Origin of the sequence: Lactobacillus sp. W8174 (genome assembly GCF_016100975.1) — a bacterium.
GTDB lineage: Bacteria > Bacillota > Bacilli > Lactobacillales > Lactobacillaceae > Lactobacillus > Lactobacillus juensis.
In genome coordinates, this window is the sequence record NZ_JACFRN010000005.1 from 1 (window position 1) to 19,097 (window position 19,097).

Consider the following 19,097-nt stretch of genomic DNA (forward strand, 5'->3'; position numbering starts at 1 on the left):
AGAATTTAAGGATAAAGGAGTAATTACAATGAAAATTAACAAAAAATTGTTTATTAGCTTATTAGCTGGAATATTGACAACAACAGCAATAGCAGTTACTACACTAATATTGATCAAGCTCAAACTACTACGTCAAATGTAAATCTGAGCAAGGCAAGCTAACCTTGAATCATAAGACTCGTGTTTATAACATAAATGGTAAGAAAAAATATTCTTATCTTAAAACAAATGGTCTGGTGCTTCAGTAAGATATGTTGGCAAAATTTAAGCCTTATCTGATCCAGATACCAAGCGCTATTCCTTTAATGACAAAGATATGAACTGGTATTATCTACCATATAAAACAATTAAAGCTAACAAGTAACCAATATTAGATCTGCCAACCCGATAACGCTGACTTAACTCAGTAGAACCGATTTGATAATCATGCCAAAGATGATAGATTTCAATTTTATCTTGTTTAGTTAATTTAGTCATAAAAATAACCCCCAAATTTGTCCTAAATTTGGGGGTCATATCATTTTATGAAATTTTAGATTCACCTTCATCGATGTTAAACTGTAATTTTGTGAAAGCTTCGACTGCTAAATATACTTTTGGCAATCATTTAAAGCCAATAAATACAGCAACTGATGTCACGCCAGCCAACATAGAAAAAGAGTAAAAAGATAAAATAAGACCCTCAAATAGCCATAAATTTGAGGGTCTTATTACTGTTTAACTGCTTTCTGACTCAAAGACACAGTGAGTTTAATTTATTTATATGCCCATTTCTGCTTCCACTACATCGGTTATTCTTTTAACGTAAGCGTCAGTTTCCTCTTGAGTAGGTCCTTCAGCCATCACCCGCAAAAGCGACTGTGTACCGGAAGGACGAACTAATACCCGTCCTTCATCACCCATTTCATTTTCAACTTCTTTAATGACGTCTAAAATTGGTTGGTGCTCTTTCCAAGATTTTTTATCTTTAACCGGAACATTAACGAGACACTGAGGATATTCCTTAAAATCAGTCAATAATTCTGTCAAACTTTTTCCAGTTCTTTTCATTACCAACATTAGATGCAAGCCAGTCAACATTCCGTCACCTGTATTATGATAATCACTCATGATAACATGACCTGACTGCTCTCCACCTAAATTATAGCCATGTGCCCGCATTTCTTCTGAAACATACCTGTCGCCAACTTGAGTACGAACATTTTTAATACCACGCCTTTGTAATGCCTTAGTAAAACCCAGATTACTCATTACAGTAGTTACAATGGTATCTTTTTTTAGTCGGCCGCCATCTTCCATATAGCTGCCCAGAATATACATGATGTGGTCTCCATCAACTTCGTGACCATTTTCATCAACAGCAATGCAGCGATCAGCATCACCGTCAAATGCAAGGCCAAGTTGTGCGCCTTGCTTTACCACTTCTTCCTGCAGTTTTTTGGTATGAGTAGCACCAACATGATCATTAATATTCAAGCCATCAGGATGAGTAGCAATAGTAGTGAAATCAACGCCGCAATCCGCAAATAACCGCGAAATCAAACTGCTGGCAGCACCGTTAGCACCATCAATAACCACTTTGATACCACTAAGGTCCTCGGGAATAGTATTTTCAATAAATTGCAAATATTTGGCACTGCCTTCATGAAAGTCAGTGACTGAACCCAATCCTTTAGCAGAAGGTCTAGGCAAATTATCTTCTGGAGCATCAATTAGTTTTTCAATTTCGCCTTCCATTTCGTCTGACAATTTCAAACCATCACTACCAAAAAATTTAATACCGTTATCATCCACAGGATTATGTGAAGCGGAAATTTGAACACCGGCATCAGCGCCCTGAGCGCGGACTAAGTATGACAAACCAGGGGTAGTAATTACACCAACTTCTAAAACTTCAATCCCAACGGAAAGAAGTCCGGATATCAAAGCGTATTCCAACATTTGCCCCGAAATTCTGGTATCACGAGAAACTAAAACTTTTGCCTGCTCTTCCTTAGCTTTATTTTTGGTTAAAACATAACCACCATCACGACCCAGTTTAAAAGCCATTTCTGGAGACAAATCTTGATTAGCCACCCCACGTACACCATCAGTGCCAAAATATTTCAACATTAGTAAACAACCTTTCTATCTTAATTATTTTTATTTTTTGAATCGTTTGTATTTTCCACTTTTACATCAACAGTAATCTGCCTGGGATTTGATCTCACAACCCCATCAGGTAAATTAAAAGTAATTGTTTTGGTAGTAGAAGTTGTAATAGTTCCCAGGTCGACCGGAACTTTTAAATGCTTCACCTTAGCCAAGTCTTCTTCACTACCATATAAAGTAACATACTTAGTTTTAGCAGTTAGAGAATATATTTTATTCATTTTCTCATGTTCTGGCTCAAGCTTTATTTTAACCGCTTTTTTGGCCGTTGTAACGGGAATTGATACTTTAGCCGTTGCGGGATCAATGACTACGTTTAGTTGCCTGCCTTTATGATCTTCGGCTATTAAATTGACCTGCCGCTCATAAGTGTGGTCGATCCCATTTGGTAAAACTACTTTAGCTACTATTTGGTCAATTTGGTCTACTTCAGAACGAGCTCCCGTTACCTCAACCTGCTGCGGATAAACACTAGAGTGACCCAGTTGATAGCCATGAGCAACAGCACTCTTATTATACTCTATTTGTATAGGCATTGTAGTAGATTTTCGTCTTTGAATATCAACTTCAACACTACGAGGATTAATCGAATAAGATATTTGCCTGTTAATACCGTTAACATGAATTTTAACGTTATGTTTGCCAATACTTTTATTAGTCAAATCAATGTAGGCTCTGAAGTTTTGGGTATTAACAGTTGAAGTAACCAGTGCAGTTGAACCTTCAAGTGTGACGCTCACTTTCTCAGGATAGCCAACTACATAATACTTATCTGTATCAACCGAAACTTGGAGGGGAACCTTAATGGTTTGGGTTTTATTTGCAGTTTGCCTTGTTTTTTCTGCTTGTCCTTGAGATAAAAAACCGCCCTGAGTAGAGTTAATATAAATGACCAGTAAAACAGCTATCAACAAAGACACTAATTTAATAAACCAAGACTTTTTCCAAAATTCTCTCATCGATCAGCACCCCACTTCCAGAGCTTGCGGATAATTTTTTGATACCACTTATCGTTATCATTTTTCTTTGGAACCAGTTCTGCATTGAGATATTTTAGATATTCATCACGAGTTAAATCAACCATAAAACGACCATTACGGGTAATTGTAACTCCTCCAGTTTCCTCTGAAACAACTACAGTAATTGCATCCGTCACTTCGGAGATACCTACAGCGGCGCGATGGCGTGTTCCCAGTCTTTTGGGAATCATACTGTTATCTGAAAGTGGCAAATAGGCTGCAGCAACTGCAATTTGATGATCATTGTTGATGATAACCGCACCATCATGTAACGGAGTATTAGGAATAAAAATGTTAATTAGTAATTCCCCCGTAACATCTGCATTTAACTTAATTCCAGTTTCAATATAATCTTCAAGACCGGTTTCCTGCTGAATTGTAATCAAGGCTCCAATTCTTCTTTTTGACATGTACTGAATAGCTTTATCAAGCTCATTAATAAATTTGATTGATTCATCCCGAGCACTGTCCTCACGTCCACCAAAAATAGGCAAACGACCCAAATGTTCAAGTCCACGTCTGATTTCTGGCTGAAAGATCACTATAATACCTACTACGGACCAGGAAACGATTTGATCAATTAACCAGGTAGTAGCATGCAATTGCAAGATGCCAGCAATAATGCGTACAAGAAATATCAGCACAATGCCCTTGGCCAGTTGAACAGCTTTTGTTCCTCTGATCAAAACCACCAGGTGATAAACAACAAACCAGATAATTAGAATATCAAGAATTGTTGAAAAGGTGCTCCAAGTAAAAATATGGGTCCCAATATTTTGCATAAATTCTCCTTCCCATTATGTGTAAACATAATACTTTAATCATTGGGCTTACCAATAATTCTAACTTCTGTTTGTAAGTCAAGTCCAAAACTTGACTTGATTTTCTTTTGAATTAAATGAATTAAATTTAAGTAATCTGTAGCAGTGGCTCCACCTTTATTCACGATAAAACCAGCATGTTTAGTTGAATCTTGAGCACCACCAATTTGTTTTCCTTGAAGTCCTGCCTGAATAATCATAGGTCCAACATAATGACCAGCTGGGCGCTTAAAAACACTCCCACATGATGGATATTCTAAGGGCTGCTTATACTTACGCAAAGCGTTGAGATAATTCATATTTGCCAAAATTTTCCTTTTATTTCCATTTTTTAACGTAAAAGCTGCTTCTGTTACAATATCACCATTTTCTTGCACCAAAGAGTGGCGGTAGGAAAATTTCATTTCTGCTTGAGAATAATTTTTATATTCGCCTGCTCGTGTCAGCACTTTTACATTTTGGACTACATTGCAAGTTTCTCCCCCATAAGCACCAGCATTCATGAAGACTGCCCCACCAACACTGCCTGGTATTCCAGCTGCAAATTCCATACCACTTAGACCATGATGAGCAGCAGTAAAAGCCGTATCAACGATAGTGGCTCCTGCTTGGGCAATAACGCAATTTCCTTTAACTTTTATTTTTTCCATCTTGGTTAAAATTATAACCAAACCATCAATTCCACCATCTCGAATAATTAAATTGGAAGCATTACCTATTACCGTTAAGGGAACATTATTTTCATTAGCAGTAATTACTAATTTCCTTAATTCACTGTCATTACGAGGAAAGGCGAGAAAGGCAGCTGGTCCGCCAGTTTTAGTAAATGTGTACTTACTAAGCGGAACTTGCTTTTCTATTTCAATACCATTTTGGGCTAAATCCGCTAATTTCAAAACAAAAATCCCCTTTTTTACTAATCTTTTACTATTTTACCGCATTCAGTTAATTGCTTCATCATATGTTATACTAAAATTAAAATTTAAAGGAGATAAAATGAATTTCATCGCGATGGATTTTGAAACAGCCAATCGGCATCCAGAGAGTGCTTGTTCTTTGGCACTGGTGATGGTACGGGACAATCAAATTATAGATCGTTTTTACACGGTAATTAATCCGCAAATGCCTTTTGATGCGCGCAACATTCAAATTCACGATATCACTGCAGCAGATGTCAAAGATGCCCCAACGATGGCTGAAGTTTGGCCTAAAATTAAGGATTTATATCAACCGGGAATGTTAGTTACGGCTCATAATGCCCGCTTTGATACTAATGTCATGAGGCAGAGTTTGGCACGCTATGATATACCTGAACCACACTATTTTGTTATTGATACTTTACGCACCAGCAAGTTATTTGAACCCAAATTACCTAACCATAAACTCGACACTGTTTCAAATGCTCTTGGCGTAGAATTATGGCACCACCATAATGCGTTAAGTGATAGTGAAGCATGTGCCGGTATATTAATAGCACAGGATAAACAATATGGTGACGAAGCACTGAAAAACTTGGTTTACCAAATATAGCATAAAAAATAGGGCCTTTTAGACCCTATTTTTAACTTACTTTTTCTATAATCTTTTCTGCCCACTGTTCATTCCTACGGCCTTTTGGCACGAATTCAACTACTCGCTTAGTCGAATTCCAGCTATCATCTACTCTTTTGATAATAATTTGTAAATATTCTTCAGGTAGTTGTTCTTGCACAATTTCCGGCCATTCAATCACAACCAGGCCAGGTTCTGCCATATAAGCACTTAAATCAATTGATGATAAATCATCATTTTCCAAACGATAAAAATCCATATGAAATAAAGGAAGTCTAGCCTCAGGGTATTCTCTAACGATGGTAAACGTTGGACTTTTCACAGGTCGTTTAATTCCCAGTTCCCTACCAATACCCTGAGTTAAGGTTGTTTTACCTGCTCCCAAATCACCATTTAACAGTAACAAATCATGGGCTTGTGCAGTTTGAGCTATAACTGCACCTAAATGTTGCATTTCCTGTGTCGAATTGACATCAAGCTTCATTTTCTTCATCCCTTATTAGTGCTTGTGCAGCAGTTAAAACGGCAATATTATAAACATCTTGCGTATTTGCCCCGCGCGAAAGATCATTAACAGGTTTGCGCAATCCCTGCAAGATAGGCCCAATAGCCGCAAAGTTGCCTAGGCGTTGAGCAATTTTATAAGAAATGTTACCGGACTGCAACTCAGGAAAAATAAAAATATTTGCTTGTCCCTTAATGACAGATTCCGGAGCCTTTTTAGCAGCTACTTCGGGCACAAAAGCAGCATCAAATTGTAACTCACCATCTGCAAGAATATCTGGATGTTGCTGTTTAAAAATTTCTGCAGCTCGTTCAACTTTGATAACCGTATCTGCCTGGGCTGAACCTTTAGTTGAAAAGCTTAAAAATGCGACTTTAGGATCAATATTAATCATTTGTGCAGTTTTAACTGACTGATATGCAATTTCAGCTAAAGTTTGGCTATCTGGATCTAGATTAATTGCACAATCAGCAAAGATATATTTTTCATCGTGCCGCTCCATAATAAAGCTGCCAGAAACTCGTTTCATTCCTTTAGCGGTGTGGATCAGTTGCAAAGCCGGTCTTACCGTTGCAGCAGTCGAATGAGTTGCTCCTGAGACCATGCCGTCGGCCAGACCCATTTCAACGAGCATAGTGCCAAAATAATTTGGATCCTTTACTATTTCTGCTATTTCAGTGGGGGCAACTTTTTTCCCTCGTGCATTGATAAAGCTCTGCACCATAGCTGCCTTGTTCTCATAGTGAGCTGGATCAATAATCACTAACTCCCTAAAAGTTAAATTTTGTTCTTGTACCAACCTAGTAATCTTTGCAGAATTGCCTAATAAAAGGGGCTTGACAACATTATCCAAAGATAATTGGCTGGCTGCGTTTAAAATGCGGAGGTCATCTCCTTCAGGAAAAACAATCTGATACTTTCTGTGTGACTTTTGTACTTTATTTTTTAATAAATCAAAAACGCTCATTTACTTCCTACCTATGCTAAATCTGCTTGTGTTACTTTGGCCGGTAATTGCCAATCAATGGGAATTTCGTTAAAATTTTTTAGTGCTTCGTTGCAACGTGAAAAAGGTCTTGAACCAAAAAATCCTCTGTCTGCGGAATACGGACTTGGATGAGCTGATTTAATCACAAAATTTTTATCTTGGTCAATCAAAACGATTTTATTTTGAGCATAGCGACCCCATAGTATGAAGACCACTTTGCCGCGATCACTTAATGCCTTAATTGCGGCATCAGTCACTTCTTCCCAGCCCTTTCCCTGGTGACCATTTGCGTGACCATATGGGACCGTTAAAACAGCATTTAATAGCAAAACTCCCTGATCTGCCCATTTTTTTAAATAACCATGATTGACGGGTCTACAACCCACATCATCATAAAGTTCTTTATAAATGTTTTGCAGAGATGGTGGCAACTTTACACCGGGATTAACTGAAAAACTCATTCCTGTTGCCTGACCAGGATTATGATACGGATCCTGTCCCAAAATGACTACTTTAGTATTTGCAAATGAAGTTAACTTAAAAGCGGTAAAAATATGATACATATCAGGATAAATCTTCTTTGTCGCGTATTCTTTTTTTAAAAATTCATGTAATCGCTGATACTTTTCACTTTTAAACACTGGAGCTAATATTTCGTCCCAGTCGTTCCCGATAAATTTTTTCATTACCTAAACAGCCTCTCTTTCATTAACTTTTATGTTATCATGAAATTAATAATGAAAGTGGAACAATTAATACTTTTAATTTCTCTTAATTTTCATGTGTAGTTGATGAAGATTAAAGGTAGGGTTTTCTTCATATATGTTAATATGTAAATAATCATTTAAACAGCAAAATTGGAGGAGGAGTAATTTTACCATTGATTAAATTAGTAGCTTGTGATTTAGACGGAACTCTTTTTAACAGTGATATGGCTATTTCGGACAAAAATGTCGCTGCAATTCATGCAGCACAAAAAAATGGTATTGAATTTTTAGTGGCAACCGGCCGTGCACCACGACAATCTCGTAAAACCATGCATGATTATGGTCTTAAAACTGGCTTTATCAACATTAATGGTGCATTAGTCTATGATGCAGATGCCAATTTAAAGGTAAAGCATAAACTGCCAAATGAAAAAGCCAGCCTCATTTCAAAAATCCTTAGGAAAAATAATATTTATTTTGAATTAGTCACTCCTGAAAAGATTTTCTCAACGGATACTAGTAAACGAATAGTTAATTTGGCTCGTTCCTTAATGTTACTTGATCCCAAGGCTAATTTTAAAAAAGCAGTAGCTACTGCTGCAGGTAGTGATGCTATGTTGAGCATGACTTTAGTAGACGATTATGATCACTTATTGACAAATCCTAAGATTGAAATCATGAAAATTATTGCATTTGATGGACGCGGACAAGCTGCTTTTACTCAAGCTAAAAAAGAGATCAATGCTTTAGGTGACGTTGTTGTGACTTCAAGCTCTGCTGCGAATATTGAGATTAATGATGCTAAAGCACAAAAAGGACCTGCGCTTCTTGATTATGCACGTCAAAAAGGTATTAAACGTGAAGAAGTAGCTGCTATCGGCGATAATTTAAATGATGCCAGCATGATTAGAGATGCAGGAACAGGGGTGGCTATGGCAAATGCTGTTCCTGCAATAAAAGAATTAGCACAAGTCAAAACCAAGTCAAATAATGAAGATGGAGTCGCACATGTTTTAAGAAAGTTTATCAAGGATAATGCAAAAGAATAGAGGTGCTTAGATGCGCTACTTACTCGAATTAACTCAAAAACAGGAATATGGTCAAATTCCTGTAGCCAACAGGCAGAATAAAATTCAGTATATAATTCAAGGCAATTTAGATAATCCTAACCATACTCTGTACTTGAAAAAAATTAATGGTGAAGAAATCGGACGTCTTTATACCGATGGCAATGGATTTATTTCCTCCTACACAATTGACGTTATCAACCATTCCTTAGTAAAGGTTAAACGCTTAAACAATAAATTAGCAAACCTTTTTTATATTACTAGGTTAAATTACATAGTTTCTGGCAGTATCAAAAAAGGAAGCTATAAGTTCCTCTTTGGTATCAAAAAAGTCGCAACAGTGCGTACTGTTGTTCAAACTGAAGGGGTGGTCCTCATTTGCGACATTGAACGGCCTGAAGACGTTCCTTTTATTTTATTATGTGCTACTCTTTTTACCCAGTGGCATACTACACCATTGAGACTGCCAACTTTTCCACCTATTGGTCGTAAATATAATGTTAACTTTAATTAATATAGTTACCAGTAAATCAGACAGACTTTGCTGGTAACTTTTTTCGCTTAAAACTAATTTAATGACAAATTTGTAAAAGTTAAATCGGCAATTTCTTCGGCGCGATGGGAAACTACTACTGCCGTTTCTACTCTTCCAAGTAATTTTTGCAATAATTCTTGTGCTGTTTTTAAGTCAATACTCGAAAGGCTTTCATCAAGTAAAATTAGCTTTCCTTTGGTATCAATTAATCTAGCTAATGCGACACGTTGCTCTTGACCTCCCGAAAGAGAGTCAAATTGCCAATTATTATTAATCTTGAAATCTTTTTTCACTAAATCAAGACTGTCTTGATCATAATGACGTCCTAATAAAATATTGTAATCAATTGAGCGTGGAAATATAGTAACCGTCTGTGGCATATAGATAATTACTGAGTTTATTACGTTTCGGGGAATGCTCCTGATATCAACTCCATTAAGGAATATCTGTCCTCGATTTGGTGTGAGCTGACCAGTAATTAACTTCAATAAGGTTGACTTTCCCCTGCCTGAAAGTCCATTTAGTTTGTAAAAAACTCCTTTTTTAAAGACAAAAGAAAAATTATGCAGTATTTCTTCTTTTGCTCGAGGATATGCAAAAGAAACGTTGCGAAATTCTAATGTTCTAAATTCCATTGAAAAAGTTGTCTTATCAAATTTTGCAGATCTACTTTCACTTTCTTCTTTTAAATTATTAAATTTGACAAAAATGCTGGATGTAGAAAAAAGTTGCGCAAAGTAACGGTTAATAATGCCTGCTGAGTCGAACACTTTAGTAGCTAATTCAGCTGTAGCCAGTATGGCGCCAGCGCTAATTCTTCTTTGAAAATGCAGAAATCCAGTTACTCCTAAGATAAGCAGCTGGCTACCGATATTAATCACACCTGTAATAACGTCAACAGCTGAGCGTCTAACTGTGTTATGCACATTTGCCTCTTTTAATGAATTTGAGCCCGTGGCAACGAGTTTTTTTATTTCAGTGAGAACATTAAAAGCATATAAAGTGTCATAACCGTGCAAACCACTGCTCGTGAATTTTAGAAATTTTTCATTTGCCTGAGAAATCTTGGTGACTCCGGTAGTAAGAAACTTTTTACAAAACCTTGGAACTAAAACAATTATCAAAACTAAAATAATTGCAGCAAGAAAAAGAATATAGCTGTAAAGATATAGTGCTGCTAGGGAAAAAACTGCATTACCACTAAAACGTACAATTTGAAAAAAGGTGTTTAAACCTTCTTTTTGAATTAAATTGACATCATTTTGCAAGTAAGACTCATAATAATCAACTGGATTTTCTTTAAATTTATTTTGAGGAAGCTCGATTAAACTGTTAGTTATATCAGCACGAATATCGATCAATATGTCCTGTGTTACGGTTTCCTGAATATAATTTTCAAAAAAGGAAATGATAAATGTTAAAAACCAGAGCATAAATATAATGACTAACATTTTAGTAAAGGAGGCAATTTTACCCGCAATAAGATAATTTGCGAGTACAGCCATTTTAGTAGCTGCCAAAACTTGCAATACTGAATTAACTAGCAATAATAAACAAGCTGCTATAACTGCGAATGTATGCTTTCTCAGATAGTGGTACATTTTGGCCCTCCTTGACTGCTATTTAATTAATAGATAGCTTTTTGCAGCTATTTTCATTAATTTATAATTTATTAATAATATTAACAAAACAGATGCAAGCAAACAAGATACAATGGTAAATTCTATTATTTACTGTTCTGACGTAAAAAATGATGAAAACTTTTAGTCATTCAAAAATTCTTTTACCAGTAAATCTGACAACAACTTGTATCCTTCTGTTCCAAAATGCAAGCCATCATTTAATTGTCCCTGACAAAGAGTTTTTAAGTCACCATGTTTAATCATAGCTTGAAATAGGTTAATAAAATGCAAATTATAAGTTTCGGCTAGCTTTATTAATTCTGCAGTATAAATAGCTATTTCATGATTGTTTCTCTTTTTTTGTCTGGTCTCATCAACTGCAGGTGGCGAAATTAAAATTACATTCTGCGGATAATATAAACAAATTACGCTGGAAATTATGAGAGACATATTTTTACTAAATTGTGTAAGAGGAACTTTTTTGTGCAGGGCCAAATCATTAGTTCCCAAGAGTAAAATTAATTTGTCACAACGCTCAACTTTTAACACTAAATCTGGCAATAATGCGTAAAATGCTCCTGAGTTAATACCAGAGACTGCCGTATTAACTAAATTTGTGCCTGGCATTTTTTCTTTTATTTCTGCATTAATACGCGGTTCTTTTAAGCCTTCTTTGCGTGCAATAATGCTATCCCCTGTTAACAGTAGTTTCACGACTACCTCCTAACTTTTCATAAAAAAACTGTAATCACAAAGAGTTGGGACTACAGCTTAATATCTTAACGTGGATTAATTTTACTATACTTCATGTTTTTAAATTCATGAGCACTATACTTATTGGTTAAAGTTTTAGATTTAAAGTATTGATTTATTACCAACCCATTTTATGGATTACCTTGAAATAAAATTTTATGATTTTACCAGCTAATTTTTCATTTTTGATTGTGAAAGCAAAACCGTTTTTAAAAGAGTTCTCTTGAACTGGGCTTAGAATAATCCATTTATTACTATTTATTTTTTTAGTTGTAACACGCATGTATTTAGCAAGTTCATTTTTATTACTTTGTTTCCATCCATTAGGCATTTGCCAGGGATACTTTTTTGTCCCTTTAACGAAACCTGTTTTCACAACTTTAACATAATCATTTGCCCAAGGAGTATTAAAAGCAGACTTGTGAATAAACATGGGACTCGGTGTAAGATTATTGTTGCTAAACCACTTGCCCCGCCATGATTGTGGAAACTTGAAATCCCTTTTAAAGCCATACTTAGTTTGATTACTGATTTTCTTAACGAATTTTTACACCTTAGTAGTCTGAGCATGATTTGTCTGGCTAACAGTAATTCCACCTGTCGCAACTAAAGCAATTATCATTGTTGTCCAAATGGCAGTTTTACGAAGTTTCAGAGTATTGCCTTTCTTACTAGAACCGTTTTCTTGTATTATGGACACGCATTGTCTTTAATGCAAGCGATATCTTTGAGAATAAATAAAAAAGCCACTATGAAAGTGACTTCGATTACTTAGGAAAAATGCATGAAATTACCATTCTCCGTATCTTTTAAGCTCTTTAGGCTTATGACCTCCATATTTTTTAGCCAGCTTGCGCGTTTTCCAATAAACATTAGTAATTCTAAATGAAGAGGTAGTTCTATCAATTAAAACCTTATGTCCTTTGTAATGATATAAGCCAAGACTCTCACCAGATAAAACCGGACTTACCCACGGATACAAGGATATATATTTTATCCCCTTATCTTTTTTAAACTTTACTGGATAAACTACTCTTAACCAGTTTCGAGCCACCTTGGGTATTTTGGTACCTTTAAAATTAGCTTCTTGTTTATGCAATGAATGCCCAGCAATTGTGTGGGCAGTAATTTTAATCTTATCAACTTTCTTTGCTTTAATACCATTGATGTCAAAATACTTGCCATACCATGTGCCGCGCATTTTTTTAGGTACAGTAAATTTTCCTAAGTCTCCCTTAACATGTTTTGCTTCTACAGTATTACTAAAACCAGTAAAATTGTTACTATCTTGAATACAGAATCCTAAAATTAGCACACCCAAGAGTGCTACCAATATTTCTGCTAGTTTAAAATTAACTTTCTTTTTCATTTCACTGCCTCATTTTATTATTTATATATTCATTACTTATGAATTTATAGTATTTTATATTTTATTACAAATCAAGCACAAAATAATTATATTTTTCGGTTAAACAAAAAAGTTTCTGCAAATCGCAGAAACTTTTTGCTAAATTACATTTAAAACTAACCTTGATAGTTTACTAATTCTAAGAATGAATCAGGTTTTAGTGAAGCCCCACCGACTAAGCCACCATCAATATCAGGTTTAGCCATTAATTCTTTAACGTTGCCTGGATTTACAGAACCACCATATTGAATTCTAACGTTCTCAGCAGTTTCTTCGTTGTACAAATCCTTGACAGTATTACGAATAGTCTTGCACATTTCTTCAGCTTGATCTGAACTGGCAGTCTTACCAGTCCCAATAGCCCAGATTGGTTCATAAGCAATAACTAAACTAGCAACTTGATCGGCTGATAAGCCGGCAAGGGCAGCCTTGATTTGGCTAACTACCCATTCTTCTTGCTTATTAGCTTCACGTGTTTCAAGTGATTCACCACAGCAAATAATTGGGGTAATGCCATTAGTAAATAAAGCTTTAGCTTTCTTATTAATGTCATCGTCTGTTTCGTGGAAGTAACCGCGACGTTCAGAGTGACCAATAATGCAGTAATTCATGCCCATTTCTTTTAAAACTTTGGGTGAGGTTTCACCAGTAAAGGCACCCTCATCCTCAAAATAAGCATTTTCTGCACCGACACGTAATTCAGAGCCGTTTGCGGCTTGAGCTAAACTTTCAAGATCAACAGCTGGAGCACAAATCAGAGCTTCAACTTTACTTGCTTCTGGCAACTTGTCCTTTACAGCAGCAACAAATTCCTTTGTTTGCTTAGGATTCATATGTAATTTCCAGTTACCAGCAATAATTGGTGTACGCATGTAAATAATGTCCTTTCTTAAAGTTTACTTGTCTGAAATGCAGGCAATTCCTGGTAATTCCTTACCTTCAAGGTATTGTAAGGATGCTCCACCACCAGTAGAAATGTGGGTAATCTTAGGAGCGATACCAAGTTGCTTAGCGGCTGCTGTTGAGTCACCACCACCAATAATAGTAGTAGCGTCGGTTAAATCAGCAAGAGCCTTACCAACTTCTAGAGTACCTTCAGCAAAGTTTGACATTTCAAAGGCTCCCATTGGTCCGTTCCAAACGACTGTCTTGGCATCTTTTAAAACATCTTTGAACTTGGCAACAGTCTTAGGACCGATATCAAGACCCATCATGTTTTCCGGAATGTCATCACCGACAACTTTACGAGCAGCATCATTTGAAAATTCAGTTGCTGCAACATTGTCAACAGGTAATACAATTTTGCCATCAGCGTCTTTCAACAATTTCTTAGCAAGGTCGACTTTATCTGGTTCAAACAATGATTTACCAATTTCATGACCTTGGGCTGCTAAGAATGTGTAAGCCATACCACCACCAATTAAAATGTGGTCAGATTTTGGAATAAGGTTAGTGATAACATCGATCTTATCTGAAACTTTAGCACCACCCAAGATAGTAACAAATGGATGGACAGGGTTAGCAACAGCATCGCCTAAGAACTTGATTTCTTTTTCCATTAAGAAACCAGCAGCAACAGGCTTGCCATCCTTCTTCATGGCTTCAGCAATACCAACATTGGAAGCATGGCTTCTGTGAGCTGTACCAAAAGCATCGTTAACATACATGTCACCTAATGAAGCCCAGTATTCACCCAGTTTAGGATCATTTTTGCTTTCACGCTTGCCAAAGTTATTGTCAATATCTTGGAAACGAGTGTTTTCTAAAACAGCAACATCTCCGTCTTGCATCTTAGCAACGGCATCTTCAACTTCTTTACCTTCGTTGGCTGGAACAAAGGTAACTGGTTTCTTTAAGAGTTCGCTTAAACGTTCAGCAACTGGTTTTAATGACAATTCTTTCTTATCGTCATCTGACTTTACACGTCCCAAGTGACTGAGCAAAATTGCCTTACCACCATTTTCAATGATGTATTTAATAGTAGGAAGAGCAGCAACAATTCTGTTGTCGTCGCCAATAACACCATCTTTAATTGGCACGTTAAAATCAACACGGACTAAAACCTTTTTGTCTTTTACATCAAGGTCAGAAACAATTAATTTAGCCATCTATATCCTCCGATAACTTTATTTATTTAATTTTGAAAAAAAGGCGGAAGGAAGAATTTCCCTCCGCCTTCTCTTTCACCACTTAACAGTAATCAAATATTACAGATTAAAGAGTAGCAAATTTCAACAAAGTACGAACCATTTGGCAAGTGAATGAGTATTCATTGTCGTACCAAGCAACAGTCTTAACTAATTGATTGTCACCGGCAGTAGTTACCATGGTTTGAGTTGGGTCAAAGATTGAACCAGCAGTCATACCAACTACATCACTTGAAACGATTTCATCATCGTTGTAAGCAAATGATGGGCTTTCGTACTTCTTCAATGCTGAGTTAACTTCGTCAGCAGTAACTTTCTTGTCAAGGATTGAAACTAATTCAGTTAATGAACCATCAGTAACTGGAACACGTTGTGCGTGACCGTTAACTTTACCGTTCAATTCTGGAACAACAAGACCAATAGCCTTAGCAGCACCAGTTGAGTGAGGAATAATGTTAACTGCAGCAGCACGTGCTGAACGCTTGTTACCACCACGAACAGGTCCGTCCAAAAGCATTTGGGTTGAAGTGTAAGCGTGAATAGTAGTCATAGTAGCTACCTTGATGCCAAATTCTTTTTGCAAAGCGTCAACCATTGGTGCTAATGAGTTAGTAGTACATGAACCAGCTGAAACGATCTTGTCGTTAGCATCTAAAGTGTCATCGTTTACTGAGTAAACAATAGTCTTTAAGTCATTGCCGGCAGGAGCTGAAATCAAGACTCTCTTGGCACCTGCGTCAAGGTGAGCTTGTGATTTAGCCTTGCTGGTGTAGAAACCAGTACATTCAAGGACAAAGTCAACACCGTCATTCTTAACCCATGGAATGTTTTGAGCTTGAGGTTCTGCGTATACACGGTATTTCTTACCATCTACAACGATTGAATCTTCAGTAGCTGAAACTTCGTGGTCAAAAGTACCATGAGTTGAGTCATATTTTAACAGGTGTGCTAAAAGTGCTGGGGTAGTCAAGTCGTTAATAGCAACAACTTCAATATCCTTTGACTTTTCGCCCAAGTCCATAATACGACGGAATGCCAAACGACCAATACGGCCAAAGCCGTTAATACCAATTTTAACTGTCATATTCTAAAGTCCTCCTTAAGAACTATGTAAGAACTGTAAACATCAATTTATTTTAAATGAGAATTACTTCTCCTTTAAAATCTTCTCTGAGGCTCCCTCATCAGTAATTAACCAGGTTTGATGAGGAGCATTAGGCATATATGCCTTGATTGCTTTAGCCTTGCGACCGCCACAAGCAAACGCAAATATGTGAGGTATTTTATTTAGATTCTCAAACTGCAAGCCAACCTGATGCACGCGGTCAACAATCTTCCCTTCGCCATCGAAGAAACACCCAAAACATTCGGTGACTACTTTTTTCTCACGCAATTCGGATAAACGAATTGAATCGTATCCTCTGCGCCTAGCCATATCATGTGCCAGTCCAATTCCGTGAATTACTACATCCGTCTGTGAAATATCTTCAAGCACGTCGGTAAAGGTAGATTCACGAATTAAAGATTTGTAGGCTGCTGATGAAATCTGTTCTGGTAAATATAACGTTTTATACTTACCACCTGTTTCAGCAGCCATTTCTTGAACGATAGTATTACTTTGAATAGCAACATTTTCGCCCAAGGCCCCACGTCCTGGCACAAATACCAGTTGTCGATTTTTACTTAAACTTTTAGACAAATTCCTAGTAGATTTTGCAAGAGCTTCACCACCAAGAACAGTAATAATTGAATGTCCTAAAGGTAAAATCAGGTCTAGAGCTGCATTAAGCTCTTCACCCATTCTCTCATAAACCAATTCCTGTAAATCGCTATCTCCCGGTACAATGATTGTCCGTTCAATACCGAGTCTACGTGCCAAATCAATTTCAGATTTGCGAGCGTTAAACAGGCGATCTATCAGAGGAGCGGCCTCCTGCAATATCTTTTTGCCCTTTTCTGTCATAAACATGCCAAAACTTTTGATCTCGATCAAACCATGATCACGCAAATATTCAGTTTCTGTTCGGACATTTCTTTCAGAAAGTCCTAATGACTGAGCTACACTTCTACGACCAATTGGTGCATTAAATGATATTTGCTCAAGGACTAGATATCTTTGTCGAAAAACTTTTAAGATGTCAGGAACGAGAGCTTCAAGCACGGGAAATTCCGAGTACATTAATATCTCTCCTTCTTCCGGGACGATATTGACCCATTTATTGTCATTAGATGTCCCAGATTGTCTAAAAATATATGAGAAACGTGACCTGACCTTAATCAAGTTACTCATTCCTCAATCGACAACTATAGTATAGCAACACACAAAAAATAATTCAAGTTTAAATGAATCAATTAGAAAGTCTTAATATTTTTGACCAACTCTTATTCTTAAAATATTATACTGTCTTTTCTTTTCGCTAAAGAAAAAACAATTCAATTTTTAGTTTTTTTCTGTTATACTTGTTGTTGTGTCAATTTGGGTCCTTAGTGTAATGGATCGCACGTAAGATTCCGGTTCTTAAAATCTGAGTTCGACTCTCAGGGGACCCATAATTTGAAAAAGAGTACTTGTTGCAATTTTCCAGCAGGTACTCTTTTAGATTTAAGCTAATAAATTTTGTAAAGCCTTGTGGCCGTCATTATTAAGTTGGTCTTTAAGCAAATACGTAAATACTGCTCTCATTGCTGTTTTTTTGTTTGCAGCTTGCTGCCAGATAATAGATTTTTTGCCATCAAGAACAGAAGCCGTTACCTCTTCGCCCCGGTTTGCTGGCAAACAATGCATAAACTTAACGGCGGGATTTTTTGTTTTAGCTAATAACTTATCATTAACCTGATATTTAGGATAAAAAATCTTCATATATTCTTCCTTATCAAGCTCTTGCTCATACAGACCATACCAAACATCTGTATATACAAAATCAGCACCTTCCAAAACTTTTTCATCATCAGATAGTGTAATTGTGCCACCATTTTCTTGAGCAATTTTTTCTGCTTTTTGCAATAATTTTGAAGATAATTGCTTTTCTTTAGGACCATATTGGACAAACTGCATCCCCATTTGAGCACACAAAAATAATGCTGAAACAGTAATTTGGGTTGCATCTCCCACAAAAACCAGCTTCACATCAGATAGTTTTTTCCCTTGAGGCAAAAATTCCTTGATTGTAATTAAATCTCCTAGGGCTTGTGTTGGATGATCATTATCACTCATAAAATTAACTACGGGTGCAGGCGAATTTTGAGCAATTTCAACAATATCCTCATGACTGGCAGTCCTAACCCCGATGATATCAACCAAGTCACCTAGGGCATGACTGGTATCAGCTAAGCCTTCATGACCATTTTCTCCTAGTTGTATTTGACCCGGAGCCAAATACAAGGCATGTCCACCTAGTTCAGTCATGGCTGTTTCAGCTGAACAACGAGTTCTGGTAGAAACCTGATCAAAAATCATTCCCAAACTTTTTCCTTTTAATAACGATGGGTAATCTCCATGATTAATAGCTTCTTTAATTTTAATACCCAGCTCAGCTAAATATTGCATCTCGTCTTTTGAAAAGCTACAGGTATCAATAAAGTCTCTTTTAACCAAAAAATCCTCCTTAAAATAACTTCTATTTAGGTTGTTGCGTACCATAATATAGGAATTAGGCTTTTTTTTAAATCAATTGGGGTCGAATATAGAAAGTCTTAATTACTTTTAAAACATTTTTAGCAAAAGTTTGATTTTTAATTTTTGGAACTAAACTTATAACTGAAGTATTTTTCATTTATATCAAGTTCGAAAATGATAAACAAAAAAGCAGCTTGAAAATCAAGC

At 36.5% G+C, this 19,097-nt stretch carries 21 protein-coding genes; 3 read left to right on the plus strand and 18 right to left on the minus strand.

Features of this window, described 5'->3' with window-relative positions:
* Positions 1 to 327 precede the first annotated feature (327 nt).
* From H3U49_RS07290 to murB, 5 genes are all read right to left on the minus strand, one after another.
* Positions 328 to 477, minus strand: coding sequence for a hypothetical protein (locus H3U49_RS07290; protein ID WP_198180792.1), 150 nt, complete (start codon positions 475 to 477; stop codon positions 328 to 330).
* A 282-nt stretch (positions 478 to 759) separates the two neighbouring features.
* Positions 760 to 2,112: a phosphoglucosamine mutase gene (gene glmM, locus H3U49_RS07295; RefSeq protein ID WP_198180793.1), complete on the minus strand. Its 1,353-nt coding sequence runs from the start codon at positions 2,110 to 2,112 to the stop codon at positions 760 to 762.
* A 20-nt stretch (positions 2,113 to 2,132) separates the two neighbouring features.
* On the minus strand, positions 2,133 to 3,110 hold the full coding sequence (locus H3U49_RS07300) for a YbbR-like domain-containing protein (protein WP_198180794.1): 978 nt from the start codon (positions 3,108 to 3,110) through the stop codon (positions 2,133 to 2,135).
* Positions 3,107 to 3,952, minus strand: a complete 846-nt coding sequence (gene cdaA / locus H3U49_RS07305; RefSeq protein ID WP_198180795.1) for a diadenylate cyclase CdaA — start codon at positions 3,950 to 3,952, stop codon at positions 3,107 to 3,109. The genes H3U49_RS07300 and cdaA overlap by 4 nt, the downstream gene beginning before the upstream one ends.
* Positions 3,953 to 3,987: 35 nt before the next feature.
* On the minus strand, positions 3,988 to 4,887 hold the full coding sequence (murB, locus tag H3U49_RS07310) for a UDP-N-acetylmuramate dehydrogenase (RefSeq protein WP_198180796.1): 900 nt from the start codon (positions 4,885 to 4,887) through the stop codon (positions 3,988 to 3,990).
* A 100-nt stretch (positions 4,888 to 4,987) separates the two neighbouring features.
* On the opposite strand from murB, the gene H3U49_RS07315 reads away from it, so the two are divergent.
* Positions 4,988 to 5,521 (plus strand): 3'-5' exonuclease, encoded by a 534-nt coding sequence (locus tag H3U49_RS07315; protein ID WP_187154423.1) that lies wholly within the window; start codon positions 4,988 to 4,990, stop codon positions 5,519 to 5,521.
* A gap of 31 nt (positions 5,522 to 5,552) precedes the next feature.
* On the opposite strand, the gene tsaE is transcribed toward H3U49_RS07315, so the two are convergent.
* From tsaE to H3U49_RS07330, 3 genes are read right to left on the minus strand one after another with little or no spacing between them, the layout of a single operon-like run.
* On the minus strand, positions 5,553 to 6,026 hold the full coding sequence (tsaE, locus tag H3U49_RS07320; protein WP_198180797.1) for a tRNA (adenosine(37)-N6)-threonylcarbamoyltransferase complex ATPase subunit type 1 TsaE: 474 nt from the start codon (positions 6,024 to 6,026) through the stop codon (positions 5,553 to 5,555).
* On the minus strand, positions 6,016 to 7,014 hold the full coding sequence (gene pta / locus H3U49_RS07325; RefSeq protein WP_198180798.1) for a phosphate acetyltransferase: 999 nt from the start codon (positions 7,012 to 7,014) through the stop codon (positions 6,016 to 6,018). Before pta ends, tsaE begins: the two co-directional genes overlap by 11 nt.
* Before the next feature lie 11 nt (positions 7,015 to 7,025).
* Positions 7,026 to 7,721, minus strand: a complete 696-nt coding sequence (locus H3U49_RS07330; protein ID WP_198180799.1) for a uracil-DNA glycosylase — start codon at positions 7,719 to 7,721, stop codon at positions 7,026 to 7,028.
* 194 nt (positions 7,722 to 7,915) lie between these two features.
* Between H3U49_RS07330 and H3U49_RS07335 the strand changes: the two genes are divergently transcribed.
* Both H3U49_RS07335 and H3U49_RS07340 read left to right on the plus strand, forming a co-directional pair.
* Positions 7,916 to 8,791, plus strand: a complete 876-nt coding sequence (locus H3U49_RS07335) for a Cof-type HAD-IIB family hydrolase (protein WP_198180800.1) — start codon at positions 7,916 to 7,918, stop codon at positions 8,789 to 8,791.
* 10 nt (positions 8,792 to 8,801) lie between these two features.
* The gene (locus H3U49_RS07340; RefSeq protein WP_198180801.1) at positions 8,802 to 9,323 is read left to right on the plus strand and encodes a hypothetical protein; all 522 of its coding nucleotides are present in this window, start codon (positions 8,802 to 8,804) and stop codon (positions 9,321 to 9,323) included.
* A gap of 53 nt (positions 9,324 to 9,376) precedes the next feature.
* Here H3U49_RS07340 and H3U49_RS07345 read toward each other — a convergent pair whose 3' ends face one another.
* From H3U49_RS07345 to argF, 10 genes are all read right to left on the minus strand, one after another.
* Entirely contained in the window at positions 9,377 to 10,945 is a 1,569-nt protein-coding gene (locus tag H3U49_RS07345) for an ABC transporter ATP-binding protein (RefSeq protein ID WP_198180802.1), read from the minus strand.
* 162 nt (positions 10,946 to 11,107) lie between these two features.
* Complete coding sequence (locus tag H3U49_RS07350; RefSeq protein ID WP_198180803.1) at positions 11,108 to 11,680, minus strand: GDSL-type esterase/lipase family protein; 573 nt, start codon at positions 11,678 to 11,680, stop codon at positions 11,108 to 11,110.
* 157 nt (positions 11,681 to 11,837) lie between these two features.
* Entirely contained in the window at positions 11,838 to 12,152 is a 315-nt protein-coding gene (locus H3U49_RS07355; protein WP_198180804.1) for a hypothetical protein, read from the minus strand.
* A gap of 114 nt (positions 12,153 to 12,266) precedes the next feature.
* A complete protein-coding gene (locus tag H3U49_RS07360; RefSeq protein WP_198180805.1) occupies positions 12,267 to 12,419 on the minus strand; it encodes a hypothetical protein in 153 nt (50 codons plus the stop codon).
* A 90-nt stretch (positions 12,420 to 12,509) separates the two neighbouring features.
* Positions 12,510 to 13,088 (minus strand): hypothetical protein, encoded by a 579-nt coding sequence (locus tag H3U49_RS07365; protein ID WP_198180806.1) that lies wholly within the window; start codon positions 13,086 to 13,088, stop codon positions 12,510 to 12,512.
* A 155-nt stretch (positions 13,089 to 13,243) separates the two neighbouring features.
* Entirely contained in the window at positions 13,244 to 13,999 is a 756-nt protein-coding gene (gene tpiA, locus H3U49_RS07370) for a triose-phosphate isomerase (RefSeq protein ID WP_198180807.1), read from the minus strand.
* 24 nt (positions 14,000 to 14,023) lie between these two features.
* The gene (pgk, locus tag H3U49_RS07375) at positions 14,024 to 15,235 is read right to left on the minus strand and encodes a phosphoglycerate kinase (RefSeq protein WP_198180808.1); all 1,212 of its coding nucleotides are present in this window, start codon (positions 15,233 to 15,235) and stop codon (positions 14,024 to 14,026) included.
* A 106-nt stretch (positions 15,236 to 15,341) separates the two neighbouring features.
* Positions 15,342 to 16,358 (minus strand): type I glyceraldehyde-3-phosphate dehydrogenase, encoded by a 1,017-nt coding sequence (gene gap, locus H3U49_RS07380; protein ID WP_046331890.1) that lies wholly within the window; start codon positions 16,356 to 16,358, stop codon positions 15,342 to 15,344.
* Between the two features lie 63 nt (positions 16,359 to 16,421).
* Positions 16,422 to 17,453: a sugar-binding transcriptional regulator gene (locus H3U49_RS07385; RefSeq protein ID WP_198180809.1), complete on the minus strand. Its 1,032-nt coding sequence runs from the start codon at positions 17,451 to 17,453 to the stop codon at positions 16,422 to 16,424.
* A 423-nt stretch (positions 17,454 to 17,876) separates the two neighbouring features.
* Positions 17,877 to 18,869: an ornithine carbamoyltransferase gene (gene argF / locus H3U49_RS07390; protein WP_198180810.1), complete on the minus strand. Its 993-nt coding sequence runs from the start codon at positions 18,867 to 18,869 to the stop codon at positions 17,877 to 17,879.
* Positions 18,870 to 19,097: the final 228 nt, after the last annotated feature.

Coding starts and splice junctions, on each gene's coding strand:
- H3U49_RS07290 (WP_198180792.1), bottom strand. CDS start 477: ATGACTAAATTAACTAAACAAGATAAAATTGAAATCTATCATCTTTGG.
- glmM (WP_198180793.1), bottom strand. CDS start 2,112: ATGTTGAAATATTTTGGCACTGATGGTGTACGTGGGGTGGCTAATCAA.
- H3U49_RS07300 (WP_198180794.1), bottom strand. CDS start 3,110: ATGAGAGAATTTTGGAAAAAGTCTTGGTTTATTAAATTAGTGTCTTTG.
- cdaA (WP_198180795.1), bottom strand. CDS start 3,952: ATGCAAAATATTGGGACCCATATTTTTACTTGGAGCACCTTTTCAACA.
- H3U49_RS07315 (WP_187154423.1), top strand. CDS start 4,988: ATGAATTTCATCGCGATGGATTTTGAAACAGCCAATCGGCATCCAGAG.
- tsaE (WP_198180797.1), bottom strand. CDS start 6,026: ATGAAGCTTGATGTCAATTCGACACAGGAAATGCAACATTTAGGTGCA.
- pta (WP_198180798.1), bottom strand. CDS start 7,014: ATGAGCGTTTTTGATTTATTAAAAAATAAAGTACAAAAGTCACACAGA.
- H3U49_RS07330 (WP_198180799.1), bottom strand. CDS start 7,721: ATGAAAAAATTTATCGGGAACGACTGGGACGAAATATTAGCTCCAGTG.
- H3U49_RS07340 (WP_198180801.1), top strand. CDS start 8,802: ATGCGCTACTTACTCGAATTAACTCAAAAACAGGAATATGGTCAAATT.
- H3U49_RS07345 (WP_198180802.1), bottom strand. CDS start 10,945: ATGTACCACTATCTGAGAAAGCATACATTCGCAGTTATAGCAGCTTGT.
- H3U49_RS07355 (WP_198180804.1), bottom strand. CDS start 12,152: ATGTTTATTCACAAGTCTGCTTTTAATACTCCTTGGGCAAATGATTAT.
- H3U49_RS07365 (WP_198180806.1), bottom strand. CDS start 13,088: ATGAAAAAGAAAGTTAATTTTAAACTAGCAGAAATATTGGTAGCACTC.
- tpiA (WP_198180807.1), bottom strand. CDS start 13,999: ATGCGTACACCAATTATTGCTGGTAACTGGAAATTACATATGAATCCT.
- pgk (WP_198180808.1), bottom strand. CDS start 15,235: ATGGCTAAATTAATTGTTTCTGACCTTGATGTAAAAGACAAAAAGGTT.
- gap (WP_046331890.1), bottom strand. CDS start 16,358: ATGACAGTTAAAATTGGTATTAACGGCTTTGGCCGTATTGGTCGTTTG.
- H3U49_RS07385 (WP_198180809.1), bottom strand. CDS start 17,453: ATGTACTCGGAATTTCCCGTGCTTGAAGCTCTCGTTCCTGACATCTTA.